Source organism: Oceanicoccus sp. KOV_DT_Chl, assembly GCF_900120175.1.
GTDB lineage: Bacteria > Pseudomonadota > Gammaproteobacteria > Pseudomonadales > Dasaniaceae > Oceanicoccus.
Window position 1 is genome coordinate 798443 of record NZ_FQLF01000005.1, and the last position, 17348, is coordinate 815790.

The following is a 17348-nucleotide window of genomic DNA, read 5'->3' on the forward strand; positions in this document are numbered from 1 at the left end:
CCTTAATTCTTTTAACTAAATCTTTAGTACTGCAACGTTTCGTCGTTAGACTCAGTTGCCAGCGCCTTTTTTGCCTTTTGGCTCGACCTGCTCAATCCCGCCGATAACTTCACCTTTGAAGATCCACACCTTGACACCAATGATGCCGTAAGTAGTCGCCGCTTCATAAGTAGAGTAGTCAATATCCGCACGCAGTGTATGCAACGGTACACGACCCTCGCGATACCACTCGGTCCGCGCAATCTCAGCACCACCGACACGACCACTGACCTGAATCTTGATACCTTCAGCACCTTGGCGCATTGCGTTTTGAACCACACGCTTCATCGCGCGACGGAACATTACACGACGCTCCAGCTGGCCAGCCACATTCTGGGCAACCAACTTGGCATCCAGATCAGGCTTACGAATCTCTTCGATATTGATATGCACAGGCACGCCCATTTTCTGAGTCAACTGCTTACGCAACTTATCAACATCTTCACCTTTCTTACCGATGATAATGCCTGGACGAGCCGTGTGAATAGTAATGCGCGCTGTTTGTGCTGGACGCTCAATCACTATGCGACTTACTGAAGCACTTTCTAGCTGCTTAGTAATGTACTCGCGAACTTCAAGATCATTAATCAGGTTTTTAGCATAAGCCGAACCGTCAGCATACCAAATTGAAGTATGCTCTTTAGTAATGCCTAAACGTATGCCTGTTGGGTGTACTTTCTGACCCATGTGGTCATCTCCTACTTAGTCTTCGCTATCGCTAACTTTAACTGTGACATGACAAGCGCGCTTGAGTATACGATCCGCGCGACCCTTTGCCCGTGGACGAAGACGCTTCAAAGTACGACCTTCATCAACAAAGATGGTGGATACTTTTAACTCATCAACATCCGCACCTTCGTTATGCTCTGCATTGGCGATAGCAGAATTCAAAACTTTTTTAACAATATCCGCTGCTTTCTTGTTACTGAACTCTAAAATATCCAGAGCCTCTTCAACGTCTTTGCCGCGAATCTGATCAGCAACCAACCGCACTTTTTGTGCAGATATTTGCGCGCCAGTTAATTTTGCTGCAACTTCCATCATTCTCTACCTTTGTAAAAACCCAGCCTAGCGCTTCGACTTCTTATCAGCGATGTGACCGCGATAAGTGCGAGTAGCAGCGAATTCACCCAGTTTATGACCAACCATATCTTCAGTCACAAAAACCGGTACGTGCTGACGACCGTTATGAACAGCGATTGTCAGACCAACCATATCGGGAGAGATCATAGAACGACGCGACCAGGTTTTAATTGGACGCTTATCGTTAGTTTCTAGTGCGGTCTCTACTTTCTTCATCAAGTGAAGATCAATAAATGGACCTTTTTTTAGTGAACGTGGCACAGCACCTTCCTCTCTATAGTCTTTTGCTTTCTATAATCTATCGAATAACGCTTAACGGGCGTTACGCTTACGAACAATCAGCTTATTAGTCCGCTTGTTCTTACGAGTCTTATAACCCTTGGTTGGCATACCCCATGGAGATACCGGGTGACGACCACCAGAAGTACGACCTTCACCACCACCATGCGGGTGATCAACCGGGTTCATCGCAACACCGCGAACGGTTGGACGAACACCACGCCAGCGCGAAGCGCCAGCCTTACCTAACTTACGCAGACTGTGCTCACTATTAGATACTTCACCCAATGTGGCGCGACACTCTGATAAAATCTTGCGCATCTCACCTGAACGCAAACGCAACGTGGCATATTGCCCGTCACGTGCCACTAACTGAGCAGAAGTACCGGCACTACGTGCAATCTGCGCACCTTTGCCTGGCTTCATTTCAATACAGTGAACCACACTACCCACTGGAATATTACGTAGTGGCAACGTGTTACCTGCTTTAATTGGTGATGCATCACCCGACATAATGTCATCGCCAGCACTTACACCCTTGGGTGCAATGATGTAGCGACGCTCACCATCGGCATACAAAACCAAAGCAATATTTGCAGTACGATTTGGATCGTACTCAAGACGCTCGATCTTTGCAGGAATACCATCTTTATTGCGCTTGAAGTCAATTAGACGATAATGCTGCTTGTGACCACCACCAATATGACGTGTAGTGATTCGACCGTTATTGTTACGACCACCGCTCTTGCTTTGCTTTTCCAGCAAAGGAGCGTAAGGCGCACCTTTATGCAGATCAGCGTGAACTACGCGAACTACATGGCGGCGACCGGGAGATGTCGGTTTAGCTTTTACAATAGCCATTTTCTTAACCCTTAATCCACTACCGCAAAGTCAATATCCTGACCCTGCTCTAAGCGTACATAAGCCTTTTTCCAGCTAGGTTTTGCCGCCAAGCCGAACTTGTTACGCTTTACCTTGCCTTTTACATTCACAGTCTGAACGCTTTCGACTTTTACTTTGAATAATTTCTCAATGGCCTTTTTTACTTCAAGCTTGGTTGCATCAACCGCCACTCGAAAAACCACCTGATCCTCACCCATAGCCGCTTTTTCAGATATATGAGGGCCTTTCAGAACCGTATACAGTCTTTCTGCATTCATCCTAATAACTCCTCAAACTTCTTCAGCGCTGGCACAGTGATAATCACTTTATCCGCCGCAATTAAACTGACCGGATCCGCACCCGCCGCATCCACAACATTTACTTTATGTAAATTACGTGAAGCCAAGTACAAATTCTCTGAAACATCTTCTGAGATCAGCAGCGCGCCTTCCAAACCAAAACCACTTAACGCTTTTACCAGTAACTTGGTTTTTGGCTGCTTCAAGGCGAACTCATCAACCACAATCAAACGCTCTTGACGGGCCAGCTCAGAAAGAATTGAACGCATCGCAGCGCGATACATTTTCTTGTTAACTTTTTGCGAATGATCCTGCGGACGAGCAGCAAATGTTACACCACCAGAACGCCAGATCGGCGAGCGAATAGTACCGGCACGCGCACGACCAGTACCTTTCTGACGCCATGGCTTCTTACCACCACCAGACACATCGGCACGAGTCTTCTGTGCACGAGTACCCTGACGAGCACCTGCCAAATACGCTGTAACGACCTGATGAACCAGATCCTCATTAAATTCTTTGGCGAAAGACACCTCTGATACCTCAACAGCACCAGTTGCTTTTTTCTTACCAACAGTAAAGGTTGCTAATTCCATGATTACGCCCCCTTCACTTTAACTGCAGGACGCACTATCACATCACCACCCGGAGCACCTGGAATAGCACCCTTAATTAAAATCAAGTTACGAGCCTCATCAACCCGAACTACTTCCAAGGTCTGAATAGTGACGCGCTCAGCACCCATATGACCCGACATTTTCTTACCTTTGAAAACGCGGCCAGGAGTCTGACACATACCAATAGAACCATTGGAACGGTGAGAGATAGAGTTACCGTGCGTAGCATCTTGCATATGGAAGTTCCAACGCTTGATACCACCCTGAAAACCTTTACCCTTGGACTGACCGGTCACATCTACTTTCTGACCAGCCGCAAAGGTAGACACAGTCAACTCGGCACCCACTTCAGGAGCCTCATCACCCTCTTCTAAACGGAATTCCCAAAGACCACGTCCAGCTTCAACACCCGCCTTAGCGAAATGCCCTGCCTCAGTCTTTGAAACACGAGAAGCTTTGCGCGCACCAGCTGTTACCTGGATTGCAGAATAGCCATCACTCTCGCCTGTTTTGACGCCAGTAACGCGATTAGGAGAAACCTCAATCACGGTTACCGGAATAGACACGCCAGCATCTGTAAAAACGCGGGTCATGCCGCTTTTACGGCCGACTAAACCAATTGTCATTTTAAACCTCACAGTGTACGGGGCTTTAACCCTCTATGGCCGAACTCTCTATTACTGCTAGCCTACTTTTCAGCAAAGCTTCGAGAGAACGTTACACATCCTGAATTTCTTCAGGAGACCTTTCTTTATCAAGAAAGATTTATATTAATATTCGTGACTCGCTTGAAACCAAACCTTAACGGTTTAGCCCAAGCTAATCTGGACTTCTACACCCGCCGCCAAGTCCAACTTCATCAACGCATCAACCGTCTTTTCTGTTGGCTCAACAATATCTAGCATACGCTTATGAGTGCGGATCTCGTATTGATCACGAGCATCCTTATTCACGTGCGGTGAAATCAGTACAGTAAAACGCTCTTTGCGTGTAGGCAGTGGAATCGGACCACGAACCTGCGCACCAGTACGCTTTGCTGTCTCTACAATCTCTTCGGTAGACACGTCGATTAGGCGATGGTCAAAAGCCTTTAAACGAATTCTGATTCGCTGATTCTGCACTGACCAAACTCCAATCGTGTTTTAACAGGGGCACACCAACTTTGGCTGGGGCTACCCGAAAAAAGGAAGACGCATTCTAATGATAGGGGTAGGGAGTGTCAACAACAATTACGAGTATTTCTTTAAGATAACAGCATTTAGCTAAAGAGCGCCGAATACGCGCGCTCATTTAGTAAAAGTAATATTAAAAACAATGAGTTAGGAAAATATCACCCCCCAAATTATCGACCAACATTAGCCAAACCTCTAACGCTTTCTCTGAGTTTCTGGCAACGCTATCGAACTTTCTTCACGCTCAACCAGCTCATCATTCTTAAAAACACCAGGATCTATTTCATCTAACGTATCAATTAAGGTTTGCACCGCACTGCTTAGACCAGACGAAGACGCCACATCCAAAGCCGACGACCCAAGCACACCTCCAGTAACTTGCGATGTCGGCGTACTACCCAAACCATTAATAAACGGCTTAAGGTTTAAAATCTGCGGTGCCGCCGCACTATCCACTATAATAGGTCGATCAAAGGTACCGACACTGCCAAAGGCTGACTGAATATTTATTTGCCCAGCAGCTACATCGGCCGGCCCACGAATCGCCTGATCTACTGGACGTAAGCCAAACACCCCCAGCCGATCAGCAATAATAGAAACCGACCCTGAGCTTCGAGACGCCGTAGCCACCAACTCCAAGTCAATCCGGTCTTGAGCACGAATCACAATTGATGAGCTAGCCCCATTGGCACGAACCCCCCCAAATTCAGTGACCCACTATCAATGATAGAAATATCACCTCCAGCACTCTCAATATCAATTCTCCCAGCAACATTACCCACCACGTCAACAGCATTCCCCGCCGTAACATCCAGCGCCATCGCCTGTATATCTGCCAGCACGACTTCACCACCACTATTAATGACAACTGTGCCAGTACGCGCCTGCATAACATCAATATTTGCGGCCTGCCGCACCGTCAAGTCAGCACTATCAAGCGCAGCGATACTCACCCGACCATTAGCAGTCAAGTCAACTGCAGCTGCCGTTAACTGCTCTAACACTACAGCACCACCAGCTACCGCAGTAAAATCACCACTGGTAACAGCTCCTGCACCATCAATAGCTGCATCACTCACTAGCTCGACACTGCCACTACGGTTTAGCTGACTAATGCTGATTGCCGCCGCATCCAGGCTCAAGTCTCCAGCGCCCTGATAACTCAGCACCCGACCATCAGCCATTGTTATCAGTCGACCGGCATCAAAGGAAGCCGCTGCGGACGTATCAATAGCGGTACTGACGGTAGCGCCATCATCAAACACCTCCAGACCGGTAAGGGCAATACCATTTAATTCCGCTGCCGAAGCAGTGAATTGCCAACTTGAACTAGCGCCTCCAAATATCAGCCGATCCGTCCCGGCTAAGCCATCGATACCACCGCTTAAGTCACCACCACTAGCTAGCGTAAATGTATCGTCACCAGTAGTACCCGCAAGATCCGACCAACCAATGAAACGCAGCCCAGCAGCTTCACCCTCATTACTGGCAGTAATCGTATAAGCGTTACTACCCACCAAAGAAAAGCCAGCGCCGCCACCTCGCACTTGCTCAATATTGTTCAGTGCAGCTGAGAGATCGAGCGTCAACGACGCCAGCTGGGAATAGTCAATTTCATCTGCAACCCCAGCGCCGCCATCAATGATGCCTGAGATTGAACCACCGGCGGCAAAAGAGAACGTGTCATTACCGTTACTACCTGTCAGATTTTCAAAGCCACTGAAACTCAAAGCGGCATTATTTGCTGAGCCGCTATTAGCCGCATCAATCTGATACTGAGAAAAACCTATTAACGAGTCATTAGCGGCGGCTGCAGCCACCACCTCAATACCATTAAAACCAACATCGCTACCATTGACGCGCAACAGGCCAGATGCATTAACTGCTATCGAACCGGCAGAGGCCAAGACATTGATCGTGTCGCTACCGGTCAATCCATCGATCACCCCTCCTACACGGCCAGCATTACTAAAAGTAAAACTATCCGCGGCTGTCGCCCTAGCAATCAAATTTTCAATATTACTAAACGCAATACCATCTACCGTACCGGCGTCAACCGCATTGACCACATACGCGGCACCACCGCGAATTTCATCACCGCTAACTTCACCACCTTCGCCACCATCAATAGCTGCAAAGCTGGCAGCACCAAGCACAAAACTATCATCACCGGCCATACCATTCAGATTGCCAATACTACCGGCAGTCAATACAAATGAGTCATCTCCGGCGCCGCCACTCAAGTTATCAATATTGGAAAAAGCAACGCCATCAACAGTACCTGAATTGGCCGCTGTCACCTCATAGGCCGAGCCACCACTGATCGCATCAGCAGCACCCACTACACCATCAATACTGGTTACGCTACCACCACTGAGGATAAAACTGTCACTACCGCTACTGCCAACCAACCGCTCTACATTGCTAAATGTCGCCCCGTTAACCGTGCCCGAATTAGCGCCTGACACAATATAGTTAGTCCCTCCCTCGATACTGTCACCCGCAACGCTGGCACCACCATTAAGACCGATGGAGGTAGCCACAGACACAGTGAAAGTATCATCACCGGCACCGGCATTAATTGCCTCCAGCTCGGTGAACGCTATCCCTAGAATATCGACACCATCAGCTCCTTGCAGAGCATAACTTTCACTGGCACTAGTGCCCACCAAAGTATCCGTACCAACCCCCCCAGCGGCCACTGCTTCTACATTAGTAAAAGCCATACCACTGACGTTAACGGCACGGGTACCTTGTAGCGAATAACTCTCCGTTGCCGCCGCACCGGTAACCGTGTCGGTATCCGTGCCTGCGCCACCAGCATCAACATTTTCCACCTGGGTAAAAGCAATACCTGAAGTCGTTACCGCATTGGTGCCAACAATCGCATAAGTTCCGCTCGCAGCCGTGCCCAGTACACTATCAGCACCGATATTGCCGGCATTGACCACATCCAGATTGGTGAAGGTTAGACCATTCACCTGAACACTTTTATTGCCAAGAATCGCGAAGCTTTCTGCCGCCGTGGTACCTGTGAACGTATCGCTACCGCCGCCGGCATCAATAGTGGCACTAATGGATCCCGTCATTGAAAACCCATCAGCACCTGCCCCACCAGCGAAAGTATCCACTTGGGTAAAATTGATACCATCAACCAAGGCTGCTGACGCACTGGTTAAGGCGAATACAGACCCAGCAACTGCGGCCGTTACTGTATCGCCAGCTCCTGTACCCACCGCCGCTGCCTCGACATTAGAAAAAGCAATACCAGCAACGGTGACCGCCCGGGTACCCTGCAATACATAACTCTCCGGGGCCGTCTGCCCCGTAATGGTATCGGTATCGGTGCCAGCACCACCGGCATTCACTGCTTCAATCTGGGTAAAGGCAATACCTGAAGCAGTCACTGCATTCGCGCCATCGACCACATAACTTTCACTTGAGCCAGTGCCCGTAACGGTATCGGTACCAGTACCACCAGCTGCAGCAGCCTCCACATTGGTAAAGGCAATACCATTGACCGTAACCGCTCGCGTGCCTTGAATCGCGTAATTTTCTGTAGCCGCTTCGCCGGTAATAGTATCGGTATCCGTGCCCGCGCCACCGGCATCAACCACTTCAATATCGGTAAAGGCAATCCCGGACGTGGTCACCGCATTGGCACCATTAATCACATACCCGTCATCACCAACCGTACCGGTTACCGAGTCACTGCCTGTACCACCAGCATTGATCACATCCAGATTAGTGAAGGTCAGGCCATTCACCTGAACACTTTTATTACCCTGAATAGCAAAGTTCTCTCCCGTCGTGGTACCTGTAAACGTATCGCTACCACCACCGGCATCTATCGACGCGGTAATTGAACCTGTCATTGAAAACTGATCATTACCTGCACCACCGGCAAAGGTCTCCACCTCAGTAAAGCTGATACTATCCACTATCGCTGCCGAAGTACTACTTAACGCAAACACCGATCCGGCAGTAGCTGCTGTGACTGTATCGCCTACCCCGGCACCTACTGCCGCCGCTTCAACATTTGTGAAAGCAATACCAGCAACGGTGACCGCCCGGGTACCCTGCAATACATAACTCTCCGGGGCCGTCTGTCCCGTAATGGTATCGGTATCGGTGCCAGCACCACCGGCATTCACCGCTTCAATCTGGGTAAAGGCAATACCTGAAGCAGTCACTGCATTCGCACCATCGATCACATAACTTTCACTTGAGCCAGTGCCCGTAACGGTATCGGTACCAGTACCACCAGCTGCAGCAGCCTCCACATTGGTAAAGGCAATACCATTGACCGTAACCGCTCGCGTGCCTTGAATCGCGTAATTTTCTGTAGCCGCTTCGCCGGTAATAGTATCGGTATCCGTGCCCGCGCCACCGGCATCAACCACTTCAATATCGGTAAAGGCAATCCCGGACGTGGTCACCGCATTGGCACCATTAATCACATACCCTTCATCACCAACCGTACCGGTTACCGAGTCACTGCCTGTACCACCAGCATTGATCACATCCAGATTAGTGAAGGTCAGGCCATTCACCTGCACACTTTTATTACCCTGAATAGCAAAGTTCTCTCCCGTCGTGGTACCTGTAAACGTATCACTACCACCACCGGCATCTATCGACGCGGTGATCGAACCGGCCATTGAAAACTGATCATTACCCGCACCACCGGCAAAGGTAGAGATACCACTGTAAGACACACTATCTACAGTCGCCGAGGTACTGCTGGCAATAGCAAAGGTTGAACCCCTGAAGCCGCCGTTAACGTGTCGGCACCACCGTTACCCGCATAGCTGCCAACACCACTAAAGGTCACCGCAAAGGTATCGAAGTTAGCATTAGTGATGGAAAAACTATTAGCGCCATTCGCGACTAAGGTATCTAGCCCGCTACTGCCAGTAACGCTATCACCACCACCGCCACCATTAATACTCATCGCTGAAGCAAAGGTGGGGTCAGCAATAAAACTGAAGCTATCAGCGCCCGTATCACCCGCAAACGTGGTGATCGCACTGAATAACACGCCATCGACCGTGGCAGAACTATTACTGGCGATCACGAAAGTCGAACCACCTGAGGCGGCGGTAACCGTGTCGGCACCACCGTTACCCGCATAATTGCCAACACCACTAAAGGTCACCGCAAAGGTATCGAAGTTGGCATTAGTAATGGAAAAACTGTTAGCGCCATTGGCGATTAAGGCATCAAGCCCGGTACTACCGGTGACGCTATCACCACCGCCGCCACCATTAATACTCATCGCCGAGGCAAAAGTGGGGTCAGCAATAAAGCTGAAACTATCAGCGCCGGTATCACCCGCAAACACTTCAACTTGAGTAAAACTGATGCCATCAACAGTGGCTGCCGAATTACTGCTAAAGACAAAAGTGGACCCACCCGATGCAGCCGTTACCGTATCACTGCCAGAAGTAGAGCCCGCCGCCACATTTTCAATATCTCTGAAGTCGATCGCGTTATAGGAAACTCTTTCATTACCCAGCAGTACAAAATTATCTGCGCCTGCTGCCACTCCCGTGATGGTATCAGCGCCCGTGCCTGCATCGACAATATCGATTTCATTGACCACGATATCCGTAGCCAAATCAACTACAACCGTATTCGTGCCAGTGGAAGTCAAACCATGGCCAGCATTGTCCAATATCAACGTATCGATACCAGCACCGCCATCGCCACCATCACCATCAATAATAATGCTTGAGCCACCTAGCGTGCCAGCTAATGTAAATTGGTCGGCGCCATCGGCACCATCAATATTAAGCGCGCCAATAGCTGTGATATCACCCAATGTATTCACACTATCTGCATCACCAAAACCCACGGCAAGGTTAATGGTATTAGCTGTTATCGCCCCAAGGTATGAACAAAATCAATGGAGCTTGTAGTCAATGCAGCACCGACGCCGGCAGTATCTCCTAAGCCCCCCTGACTGGTAAGATTCGCGCCCACATTGATAGCACCACCATTAGCAGTCAGCTGGATAGCACCACCATCACCACCATCACCATCGGCAGCACTGCCAGAACCGGTACCACCAGCACCACCTGTTGAGGTAATCGCAGCGTCGATATCGATATTATTAGTGGTGGCAGTCAATGTAATCACACCACCGTTGCCGCCATTACCGCCAAGGTTGTTACCCGTATTACCCGCACCACCGACACCACCGGTACTACTAATCGCAGCATTGATATCAACGCCGGTACCGCCTACCAACGTAATCGCCATTGCATCCACACCCGGATTACCAGGGTCTGCGTCAAGGCCATCGATGCCAACCACATTGATTTCGCCATTTACAGTTAACAAGCCAGCGGTAGCCGTAAGACTGACGCTACCGGCAATATTATCAATAGCCACACCGGTATCGCCGTTGCCAACAGTCAGGTCATTAGCCGCGGTAAAATCCAGAGAGACATCAACACCGCCCCCATCCAATTTAACCCCATCAGCAATCACGATATCCGTGGCTGAAATTAACGACAGCGTATTGCCCGAAGTATTTGCCAAGAAGGTATAACTATCGTTAATAGTGATAACACCATCACCCGCTCCAGTCTCGGAGGTAGTGACCGTCACATCACCATCATCCAGTACGGATTCTATAGTGGCCCAGGTCAGTACCGGTTCGGAACCATCACCGGGAATGTCATCAGTAAAATTGGGGGAGCCGGTAATATTGGCATCAGGGCCTGCAGTCTGAATAGATATATTGTCAGGGTCGATCAACCAGTGACCGCCCTGCCCCAGGAGTGATGAAATATCAATGCGCGCGGAGTCAGCAACAAACAAACCTTGTGCGCCAGAAGTTTCAATAAAGCCGCCATTACCACGATTAGCAGCCACAGAGATAGCACCACCAAAACGCGTGTAACTATCCGACCACACAATCACTCTGCCACCATCACCGTGCCCGGTAGCGGCTGCATCGATAACTACATCTTCTCCCACAAACGCTTGCCGGGCATTTTTGATCTGGTCATTTAATCCTTTGTAATCACCGCCAATCAGTACTTCACCACCGCCAGCAGCCCCAGAAGCATCTATACTCGCCTGATCGACCAGTGCAACATTCTCTCCCTCAACGATAACCAAACCACCGGCCGCAGTTTGCGAACTAACATCCAGCACACCACTGTGAAAGGTATCGCCGCCACGGCCAGACAAGCGAATCTCACCGCCACTGACATCAATACCGGCCGCGCGAATAATACCCTCATTATTTACCGCGCGCTCAAATAACCCTGCCGCTACGTCCGCTTCAACCAGCACAGAGCCGGCAACAATTTCCCCCGTATTCGAAACCGCTGATTCCAAACCTTGCGTGTTTTGCAATACCGCTTTATTAACCTTAACGCCAATATGACCAGCGGCATCAAAGGTTAGCAACGCCTCAGAGGCCGCATTAATGGATACCAGCTCCGCTTGAATCATTGCTGCCGGACCATCATTAGCAACCGCATTGCCCAATAAAGAAACACTGGTAGTTGCATTAATCAAACCGCGATTAACCACAACCCCATCGGCACCACCCACACTGCCGAATAACAAATTACCATTCATAAAATCGTCTGGATTAATTGCCAAGCCACTCGCTATCAAAGCATTCACATTGACACTGGAATAATCGGTAAAAAATATACCGGCGGGATTCACTAAAATAATCCGGCCATTGGCTTCCAGCTGCCCCATGATGCGCGTGGGATTATTATTAAGCACACGATTTAAGGCGAGCGCGTTGGCGCTGGGTTGATTGAAACGAACCAGTTCATTGCTATTAATATCAAAACTCTGCCAATCCAGCGCCAACCGATTTGAGAACTGATCAATAGTGGTGGTATTACCGGAAACACTAATCGCGCCACTACCGCCAACCACACTACCACCAGCGGGGGCCGCCACAACCAAAGGTGCAAGCGCAGGATTGATGGCCATGGCAATCGCAGCGGGCAATAGCATGCGGCGCAAAAAAGTCACGCGCTGTCGATCACTCATTGCGACCGCTTTATATTTTCTTATTGCCATATCCTTCACCAACCACCAATCCACATAGAGAAATAATTATGTCTTAATATTGCAAACATATTGCATTGAAGCGCAGACAAACATATACACCCAATTACTTAGTCATACATAAACGTAACTTCGACAAAAGTTTGCACAGAGTCCGCATCATCACCAAAATTGTCGAGATTGGATTTACTGGCGAGTGGTTTTGAAAAACTAATTTTCGCCCCCAACATTTCACGCCAGGTAAATTTGAATAACACACCCGCACCAGCCAAATTTGCCCAGGAATCACCTGCCGCGTTTGCTGCTTCAACATTAACAACACCGTAAGCGCCATCGACGAACAATGCCACCTTGAGCTTGTCTTCAATACTTTTAGCAACCCATGTCATTGGCAGTTCAACATACCACTCAGCACTCAAATACCCAGCCTGATCCGCAGAAAAGTCACTGACGGTAAACGCTCGTACTGCATCAGCACCACCCAACGGTAACTGCTCAAAAGCTGGCAGGCCTGATTCACTGTAACGTAACTTTGTCCTCGCCAAAACGTAAGACTGATAACTAGTAAATGGCAAATTGACTATTTTTAATGCCGACCAATCTATAGCTAGCTTATAAAACTCCTCATCCTGATTAAGCCCCTCATCAACCCCTGATTTGAAATCACCATACTGCACTGACGCCATTGCCATGTTCATTAAGGCATAACGTTTATTGATATTGTTAAAGGAAAAGTTAAGCTGTACGCCCTGCACTTTTTCGCCAGCATCCGGTATCTCTTGATCGGCATCAATCTCGGTTTCTTTTTCAGTAAAAGCAAAACCGGCATTGAAACCCAAGTTCGGCAGGCGCTTAAACTGGCGATCCATACCTACCGTGTAATTTGTATTGGTACCTTCAATATTTAAGTTATCGATATTTTGATCACCATCCCCATCAACTGAAAAATTATTTACATCCGCAGAGACATAAGCGTAAGTACGCTCATCAAACACCGGCGCGCGATATTGAAAGACTGAAACATCAGAATTTAGGGGCGACCAGGATTGCAAATAACCCAACGTTAATTGATCCCCAAAGCCTGAAGGATTAAAAAAATCTACCATCGCCAGCACGCGATTATCACCAGTAAAAACAGCACCGTGATTATCTGCCGTCACCGTTGCTCGCCAGCGTTTTTCCTCAGCAACGGTTAAGTCCAGCGAGGTTTCTCCAACACTAGCGCCAGCCGTTAACGCACCTTGCACCATCACTCCGGGAAAATCATTAATCAGGTATAAGGCCTCTTCAATTTCATCGCTGTTAGCGGCCTTGCCGACATATTGACTGAAGGGCTTGGTCAAACGCTCTGCCGAGTAATGTGTATTTCCTTGCAAGCTCACACCCGATAATACCCCAGCCAAAATATCCAGCCGCACCACACCCTCTTTGACACTTTGCACTGGAATATACGCTTTCGCCAAAAAGACACCGCGACTACGATAATACGCCGAAAGTTTCGCGGCAATATCTTCGAGCTCGTAAAAATTGATACCGCGCTCTGCCCGTTGCGTCGTCACCAAACTGATTAAATCATCCAACACTAATGAATTAATTTTTTCCAGATCTGCATTGTCGCTAACACCGTTAGCCAAGCGTTGATTGAGCAATAAATCGACCAGGCCCTGTAGCTCATATTTTCTTAAGCCTGCCAAGGTATTACTCTCACTCACAGACAATATATAATCTGCGACCTGCTCTAATTCAGTGATACTAGAAGGGGAAGCTTTCGCCTGTGGCAATAACTCGGCAATGGCTTGCAATTCTTCTTCGGTATAACCACTGGCGAGTTGATTTTGTTTTTGACTATATTGCTGGCGCAAATCTTCAGCCAACTGCAACACTGACTGCCGACTAATTCCTAGCTCAGGAAATTCAGGAATATTATCAAATTGAAATTCACTGACTTCAATGCTGGGGCCTTCATCACGTTCAGTCACCGCAGGAATTTCAGCATTAGGAGTGAGCACGCTTTGCTGCTCAAAGGAAAACTTGGCGGCGCCACCCGCAGGCTGAACTGGATAGCCCCGGTCATCGATTTGAGCTGACACACTGCCAACCATGGGCACAAAAAGTAGTGCTAATATCCGTCGTCGCATTAATATTTTACCTGCCAATATCCACTGTCGGCAGCACTATTGCCGCAAGCCATCAAATGGATAATCATTAAAAGCGTGATCTAACCAAATTAATCTAATTGCCAACCACTCATTACATTTTTTATTTTTTCAGAATCAGTAAAGCTGTTCATGGCCCTACTTATAAGAGTTAGCGCTTAATACCCCTAACCAAACGAAATCCCGTTACCGCATCAGGCCTACCGGAGTGCGCTTCTTTATAATCCACAGTACATGCGACATCAGCCAAGCGATCCGTATGTCGGCCTCCAGCTGCGGCAATCGAAGCGCCATCAACCGTCCACTCCTGCACATTACCGACTACGTTATACAGCCCCCAATCGTTAAAGCCGCCACCAGCTACTCGCAATTCATCACCGGAGCGAGTGCCATTGACACGCTTTACCGTGCAGTTAGGGTCCAGATTTTTTGAACGTCCGCCCGCTTTCGCCGCATTGAGCCACTCCGCATAAGTCGGTAAACGATAATCAAAACCGGTATTTTCTGATAACCACGCCGCATAAGCTTGCGCCTGCGCAATGGCGAGCTGCCGCACCGGCAAATCACTTTTTATATCTGTGATACCACTACAGTCATTACCTGCCTGACAATAAACCCCAAACTCTCTAGCGGTAATTTCATACTTGCCGATTGCATAAGACTTGCCGCCGTCCACACCTTTTACTATCACCATTTTAGGTCCGGCAATATTAGCAAATCGGTCAATACAAAACTTACTGTCGCGACGACCACTACCCGGAGATAATTTATTACTAGCACAGGGATCAATTACCAAGCCCTGCAACAACGCACTCTCGGGAAAAATAGTCAATGCCGACGCTTGCGCCACTTTCCCCGCCACAGGATTACTGTTAGCCACCCGCTTCACACACAACGCTAACTGCTCGGAAAACTCCGAGGTTTTTAGTTTCGCGCGGGTTGCATCCAGTGCCGCAAGTGCATTGAGCTGCTGCTGTAAGTTATTAAAATCCGGGACAGTCTGGCAACTTAACGTCGCTTCCACTTTAGCCAGCGCCGCCTGATATTTTATCTCGCGCTCTTTCGCTGCTGCGGCCATCTGTTGACGCTCAATGGCGGCTAAACGATCACGCTCAGCGGCCGCAGCCGCAGCCTTAGCCAATCGTTCCCGCTCAATTCTTGCCGCTTCTTGCTTAGCCAACTTTATGCGCTGTGCTTCCATGTCCCGATTAATAGCGGCCAACAATTGCTGGTATTGCTCGGTCTGTTCAGCCTCGGCCTGCCAGCTCAGTGCTGTCGCCAGTCGCGCCAAAGCATCATCGAATTGCTTTGCTTCGCGCAATGACTCTGCCTCCGCCAAATACAAAGCGACTATTTGCTGCTGCGAGGCTAATAACTTCTCATCGGTAGCAGGCACTAACTTTTGATATCTCCCATAAGCAACCCGCAAATCATTCTCAACACGACTGATCGGCTCTCGCTTAATCCAGGCTTGTAGATTGCTATAGGTATTATCCTGGTCGGCCTGTAAACGAATCGCCTCTTCATCAACACCATCCAAGCGCGAATTTTGCTCGACTGACCAAACAGCTGTACCCGCTACAATTAGCAACACTATCCCAGCCACCAACCATACCGGACTAACCCGATGATCAAACTCCTCCCAAAACTCTTTAACTGATGGGTAACGATCCTCACGCTTAAAAGCTAACGCCTTACGCAATGCCTTCCACTGACGAGCAGAGAGACTCTTAATTCGAGCCGGTTTCATCCCGGCCTTTTTCGCATCTACTGCATTTTTCTTACTAAAAGGATGCTTACCAGTAAACAATTCGTAGGCAACACAGCCAACCGCATAAACATCGTCACCGACTTCAGGCAGTTGGCCAATTAGCATTTCTCGACTGGCATAGGCTGGCGTTAAGGCCCCAGACTACCTGGGTCGAACAAGGTATTTTCGTTATGGCCATCCTCATCAGCGACCCCCGTGGTCACCGCTCGCGCAATACCAAAATCCAATACCTTTGCCTGCCCGGCATTGGTCACAAAGATATTACCTGGCTTAAAATCTGAGTGGGCAATATTATTTTTATGTGCGTGAATCATTGCCGAGCACATATCTTTCAAAATACGGTGCGCATCTGCATCAGGTAATGGCTTTCTGCCATTTTCCTTGATCAATTCATCCAGCGGCTTACCCTGCAAATACTCCATCGTCATAAAGACCTGATCACCGTCGCGATCAAAGTCATGAACATTTACGATATTGGGGTGTGCTAATTGTTGCGAGCGCCGAGCTTCACGCTGCAGGGAAATAACCGAATGGGGATGAACTTTAAAATCATCATTTAATAATTTGATCGCCACGTAAGGGTCACGATCTTTGGCTTCGACCTTACGTCGATCCATAGCCTTGAATACTACACCCATGCCGCCAGAACCCAGCACATCCAGTAACTCAAAACGATCATTGATGATTTTTGTATTACCCAGAGTTAGGGTTGGAGCACCAGTTTTTGCTGCGTCATTTGTCCCCAGCACTACCGTCGCATCGTTGCTACTAGTGATACCTACACCAACAACTACGGTTTTATCGCCTTCATCGTCATCTTCTTCATGATAATGTGATCGAATATTCGTTGGGGCTGAGTGGCTACCCTCATCCACCTCGACCTCTTCAGCAGCCCCCTTCGCGCCGGAACGAATTCGAGTGACCGCACTGGGATCAGTTTCGGAGTCTTTAGTCATAGATTGGTCCATCTATTATTATTAGCAACTGCATCTGCAGAATTG

At 48.7% G+C, this 17348-nt stretch carries 15 protein-coding genes; all 15 read right to left on the minus strand.

Annotation, left to right across the window (positions count from 1 at the left end; translation table 11 throughout):
* Positions 1 to 51: 51 nt before the first annotated feature.
* The 15 genes from rpsC to UNITIG_RS21075 all read right to left on the minus strand — a co-directional run bounded on the left by rpsC (position 52) and on the right by UNITIG_RS21075 (position 17303).
* Complete coding sequence (gene rpsC / locus UNITIG_RS21005; protein ID WP_101760287.1) at positions 52 to 726, minus strand: 30S ribosomal protein S3; 675 nt, start codon at positions 724 to 726, stop codon at positions 52 to 54.
* Between the two features lie 15 nt (positions 727 to 741).
* Positions 742 to 1080, minus strand: a complete 339-nt coding sequence (rplV, locus tag UNITIG_RS21010) for a 50S ribosomal protein L22 (protein ID WP_101760288.1) — start codon at positions 1078 to 1080, stop codon at positions 742 to 744.
* Between the two features lie 27 nt (positions 1081 to 1107).
* A complete protein-coding gene (gene rpsS / locus UNITIG_RS21015; protein WP_101760289.1) occupies positions 1108 to 1383 on the minus strand; it encodes a 30S ribosomal protein S19 in 276 nt (91 codons plus the stop codon).
* A gap of 51 nt (positions 1384 to 1434) precedes the next feature.
* Complete coding sequence (gene rplB / locus UNITIG_RS21020; RefSeq protein WP_101760290.1) at positions 1435 to 2262, minus strand: 50S ribosomal protein L2; 828 nt, start codon at positions 2260 to 2262, stop codon at positions 1435 to 1437.
* Between the two features lie 11 nt (positions 2263 to 2273).
* Entirely contained in the window at positions 2274 to 2561 is a 288-nt protein-coding gene (gene rplW / locus UNITIG_RS21025) for a 50S ribosomal protein L23 (RefSeq protein ID WP_101760291.1), read from the minus strand.
* Positions 2558 to 3178: a 50S ribosomal protein L4 gene (gene rplD / locus UNITIG_RS21030; protein WP_101760292.1), complete on the minus strand. Its 621-nt coding sequence runs from the start codon at positions 3176 to 3178 to the stop codon at positions 2558 to 2560. Before rplD ends, rplW begins: the two co-directional genes overlap by 4 nt.
* A gap of 2 nt (positions 3179 to 3180) precedes the next feature.
* Positions 3181 to 3825 carry a 50S ribosomal protein L3 gene (gene rplC, locus UNITIG_RS21035; protein ID WP_101760293.1) on the minus strand — a complete coding sequence of 215 codons (645 nt, stop codon included), beginning with the start codon at positions 3823 to 3825 and terminating at the stop codon, positions 3181 to 3183.
* A 183-nt stretch (positions 3826 to 4008) separates the two neighbouring features.
* Positions 4009 to 4320 (minus strand): 30S ribosomal protein S10, encoded by a 312-nt coding sequence (rpsJ, locus tag UNITIG_RS21040; protein ID WP_101760294.1) that lies wholly within the window; start codon positions 4318 to 4320, stop codon positions 4009 to 4011.
* 246 nt (positions 4321 to 4566) lie between these two features.
* On the minus strand, positions 4567 to 5037 hold the full coding sequence (locus UNITIG_RS21045) for a hypothetical protein (protein WP_101760295.1): 471 nt from the start codon (positions 5035 to 5037) through the stop codon (positions 4567 to 4569).
* Positions 5034 to 9089 (minus strand): hypothetical protein, encoded by a 4056-nt coding sequence (locus UNITIG_RS21050; protein WP_101760296.1) that lies wholly within the window; start codon positions 9087 to 9089, stop codon positions 5034 to 5036. The genes UNITIG_RS21045 and UNITIG_RS21050 overlap by 4 nt, the downstream gene beginning before the upstream one ends.
* A gap of 5 nt (positions 9090 to 9094) precedes the next feature.
* Positions 9095 to 10204 (minus strand): hypothetical protein, encoded by a 1110-nt coding sequence (locus UNITIG_RS21055; protein ID WP_145999253.1) that lies wholly within the window; start codon positions 10202 to 10204, stop codon positions 9095 to 9097.
* A gap of 47 nt (positions 10205 to 10251) precedes the next feature.
* A complete protein-coding gene (locus tag UNITIG_RS21060; RefSeq protein WP_159931252.1) occupies positions 10252 to 12402 on the minus strand; it encodes a filamentous hemagglutinin N-terminal domain-containing protein in 2151 nt (716 codons plus the stop codon).
* Between the two features lie 128 nt (positions 12403 to 12530).
* Positions 12531 to 14558, minus strand: coding sequence for a ShlB/FhaC/HecB family hemolysin secretion/activation protein (locus tag UNITIG_RS21065; RefSeq protein ID WP_101760299.1), 2028 nt, complete (start codon positions 14556 to 14558; stop codon positions 12531 to 12533).
* Positions 14559 to 14727: 169 nt separating this feature from the next.
* Positions 14728 to 16452 carry an SUMF1/EgtB/PvdO family nonheme iron enzyme gene (locus UNITIG_RS21070; RefSeq protein ID WP_101760300.1) on the minus strand — a complete coding sequence of 575 codons (1725 nt, stop codon included), beginning with the start codon at positions 16450 to 16452 and terminating at the stop codon, positions 14728 to 14730.
* 23 nt (positions 16453 to 16475) lie between these two features.
* On the minus strand, positions 16476 to 17303 hold the full coding sequence (locus tag UNITIG_RS21075) for a serine/threonine-protein kinase (protein ID WP_159931253.1): 828 nt from the start codon (positions 17301 to 17303) through the stop codon (positions 16476 to 16478).
* Positions 17304 to 17348: the final 45 nt, after the last annotated feature.

Excerpts from the sequence above, each read along its gene's own strand:
- rpsC (WP_101760287.1), bottom strand. The coding sequence starts at position 726 with ATGGGTCAGAAAGTACACCCAACAGGCATACGTTTAGGCATTACTAAA.
- rplV (WP_101760288.1), bottom strand. The coding sequence starts at position 1,080 with ATGGAAGTTGCAGCAAAATTAACTGGCGCGCAAATATCTGCACAAAAA.
- rplB (WP_101760290.1), bottom strand. The coding sequence starts at position 2,262 with ATGGCTATTGTAAAAGCTAAACCGACATCTCCCGGTCGCCGCCATGTA.
- rplW (WP_101760291.1), bottom strand. The coding sequence starts at position 2,561 with ATGAATGCAGAAAGACTGTATACGGTTCTGAAAGGCCCTCATATATCT.
- rplD (WP_101760292.1), bottom strand. The coding sequence starts at position 3,178 with ATGGAATTAGCAACCTTTACTGTTGGTAAGAAAAAAGCAACTGGTGCT.
- rplC (WP_101760293.1), bottom strand. The coding sequence starts at position 3,825 with ATGACAATTGGTTTAGTCGGCCGTAAAAGCGGCATGACCCGCGTTTTT.
- UNITIG_RS21060 (WP_159931252.1), bottom strand. The coding sequence starts at position 12,402 with ATGAGTGATCGACAGCGCGTGACTTTTTTGCGCCGCATGCTATTGCCC.
- UNITIG_RS21065 (WP_101760299.1), bottom strand. The coding sequence starts at position 14,558 with ATGCGACGACGGATATTAGCACTACTTTTTGTGCCCATGGTTGGCAGT.
- UNITIG_RS21070 (WP_101760300.1), bottom strand. The coding sequence starts at position 16,452 with ATGCTAATTGGCCAACTGCCTGAAGTCGGTGACGATGTTTATGCGGTT.
- UNITIG_RS21075 (WP_159931253.1), bottom strand. The coding sequence starts at position 17,303 with ATGACTAAAGACTCCGAAACTGATCCCAGTGCGGTCACTCGAATTCGT.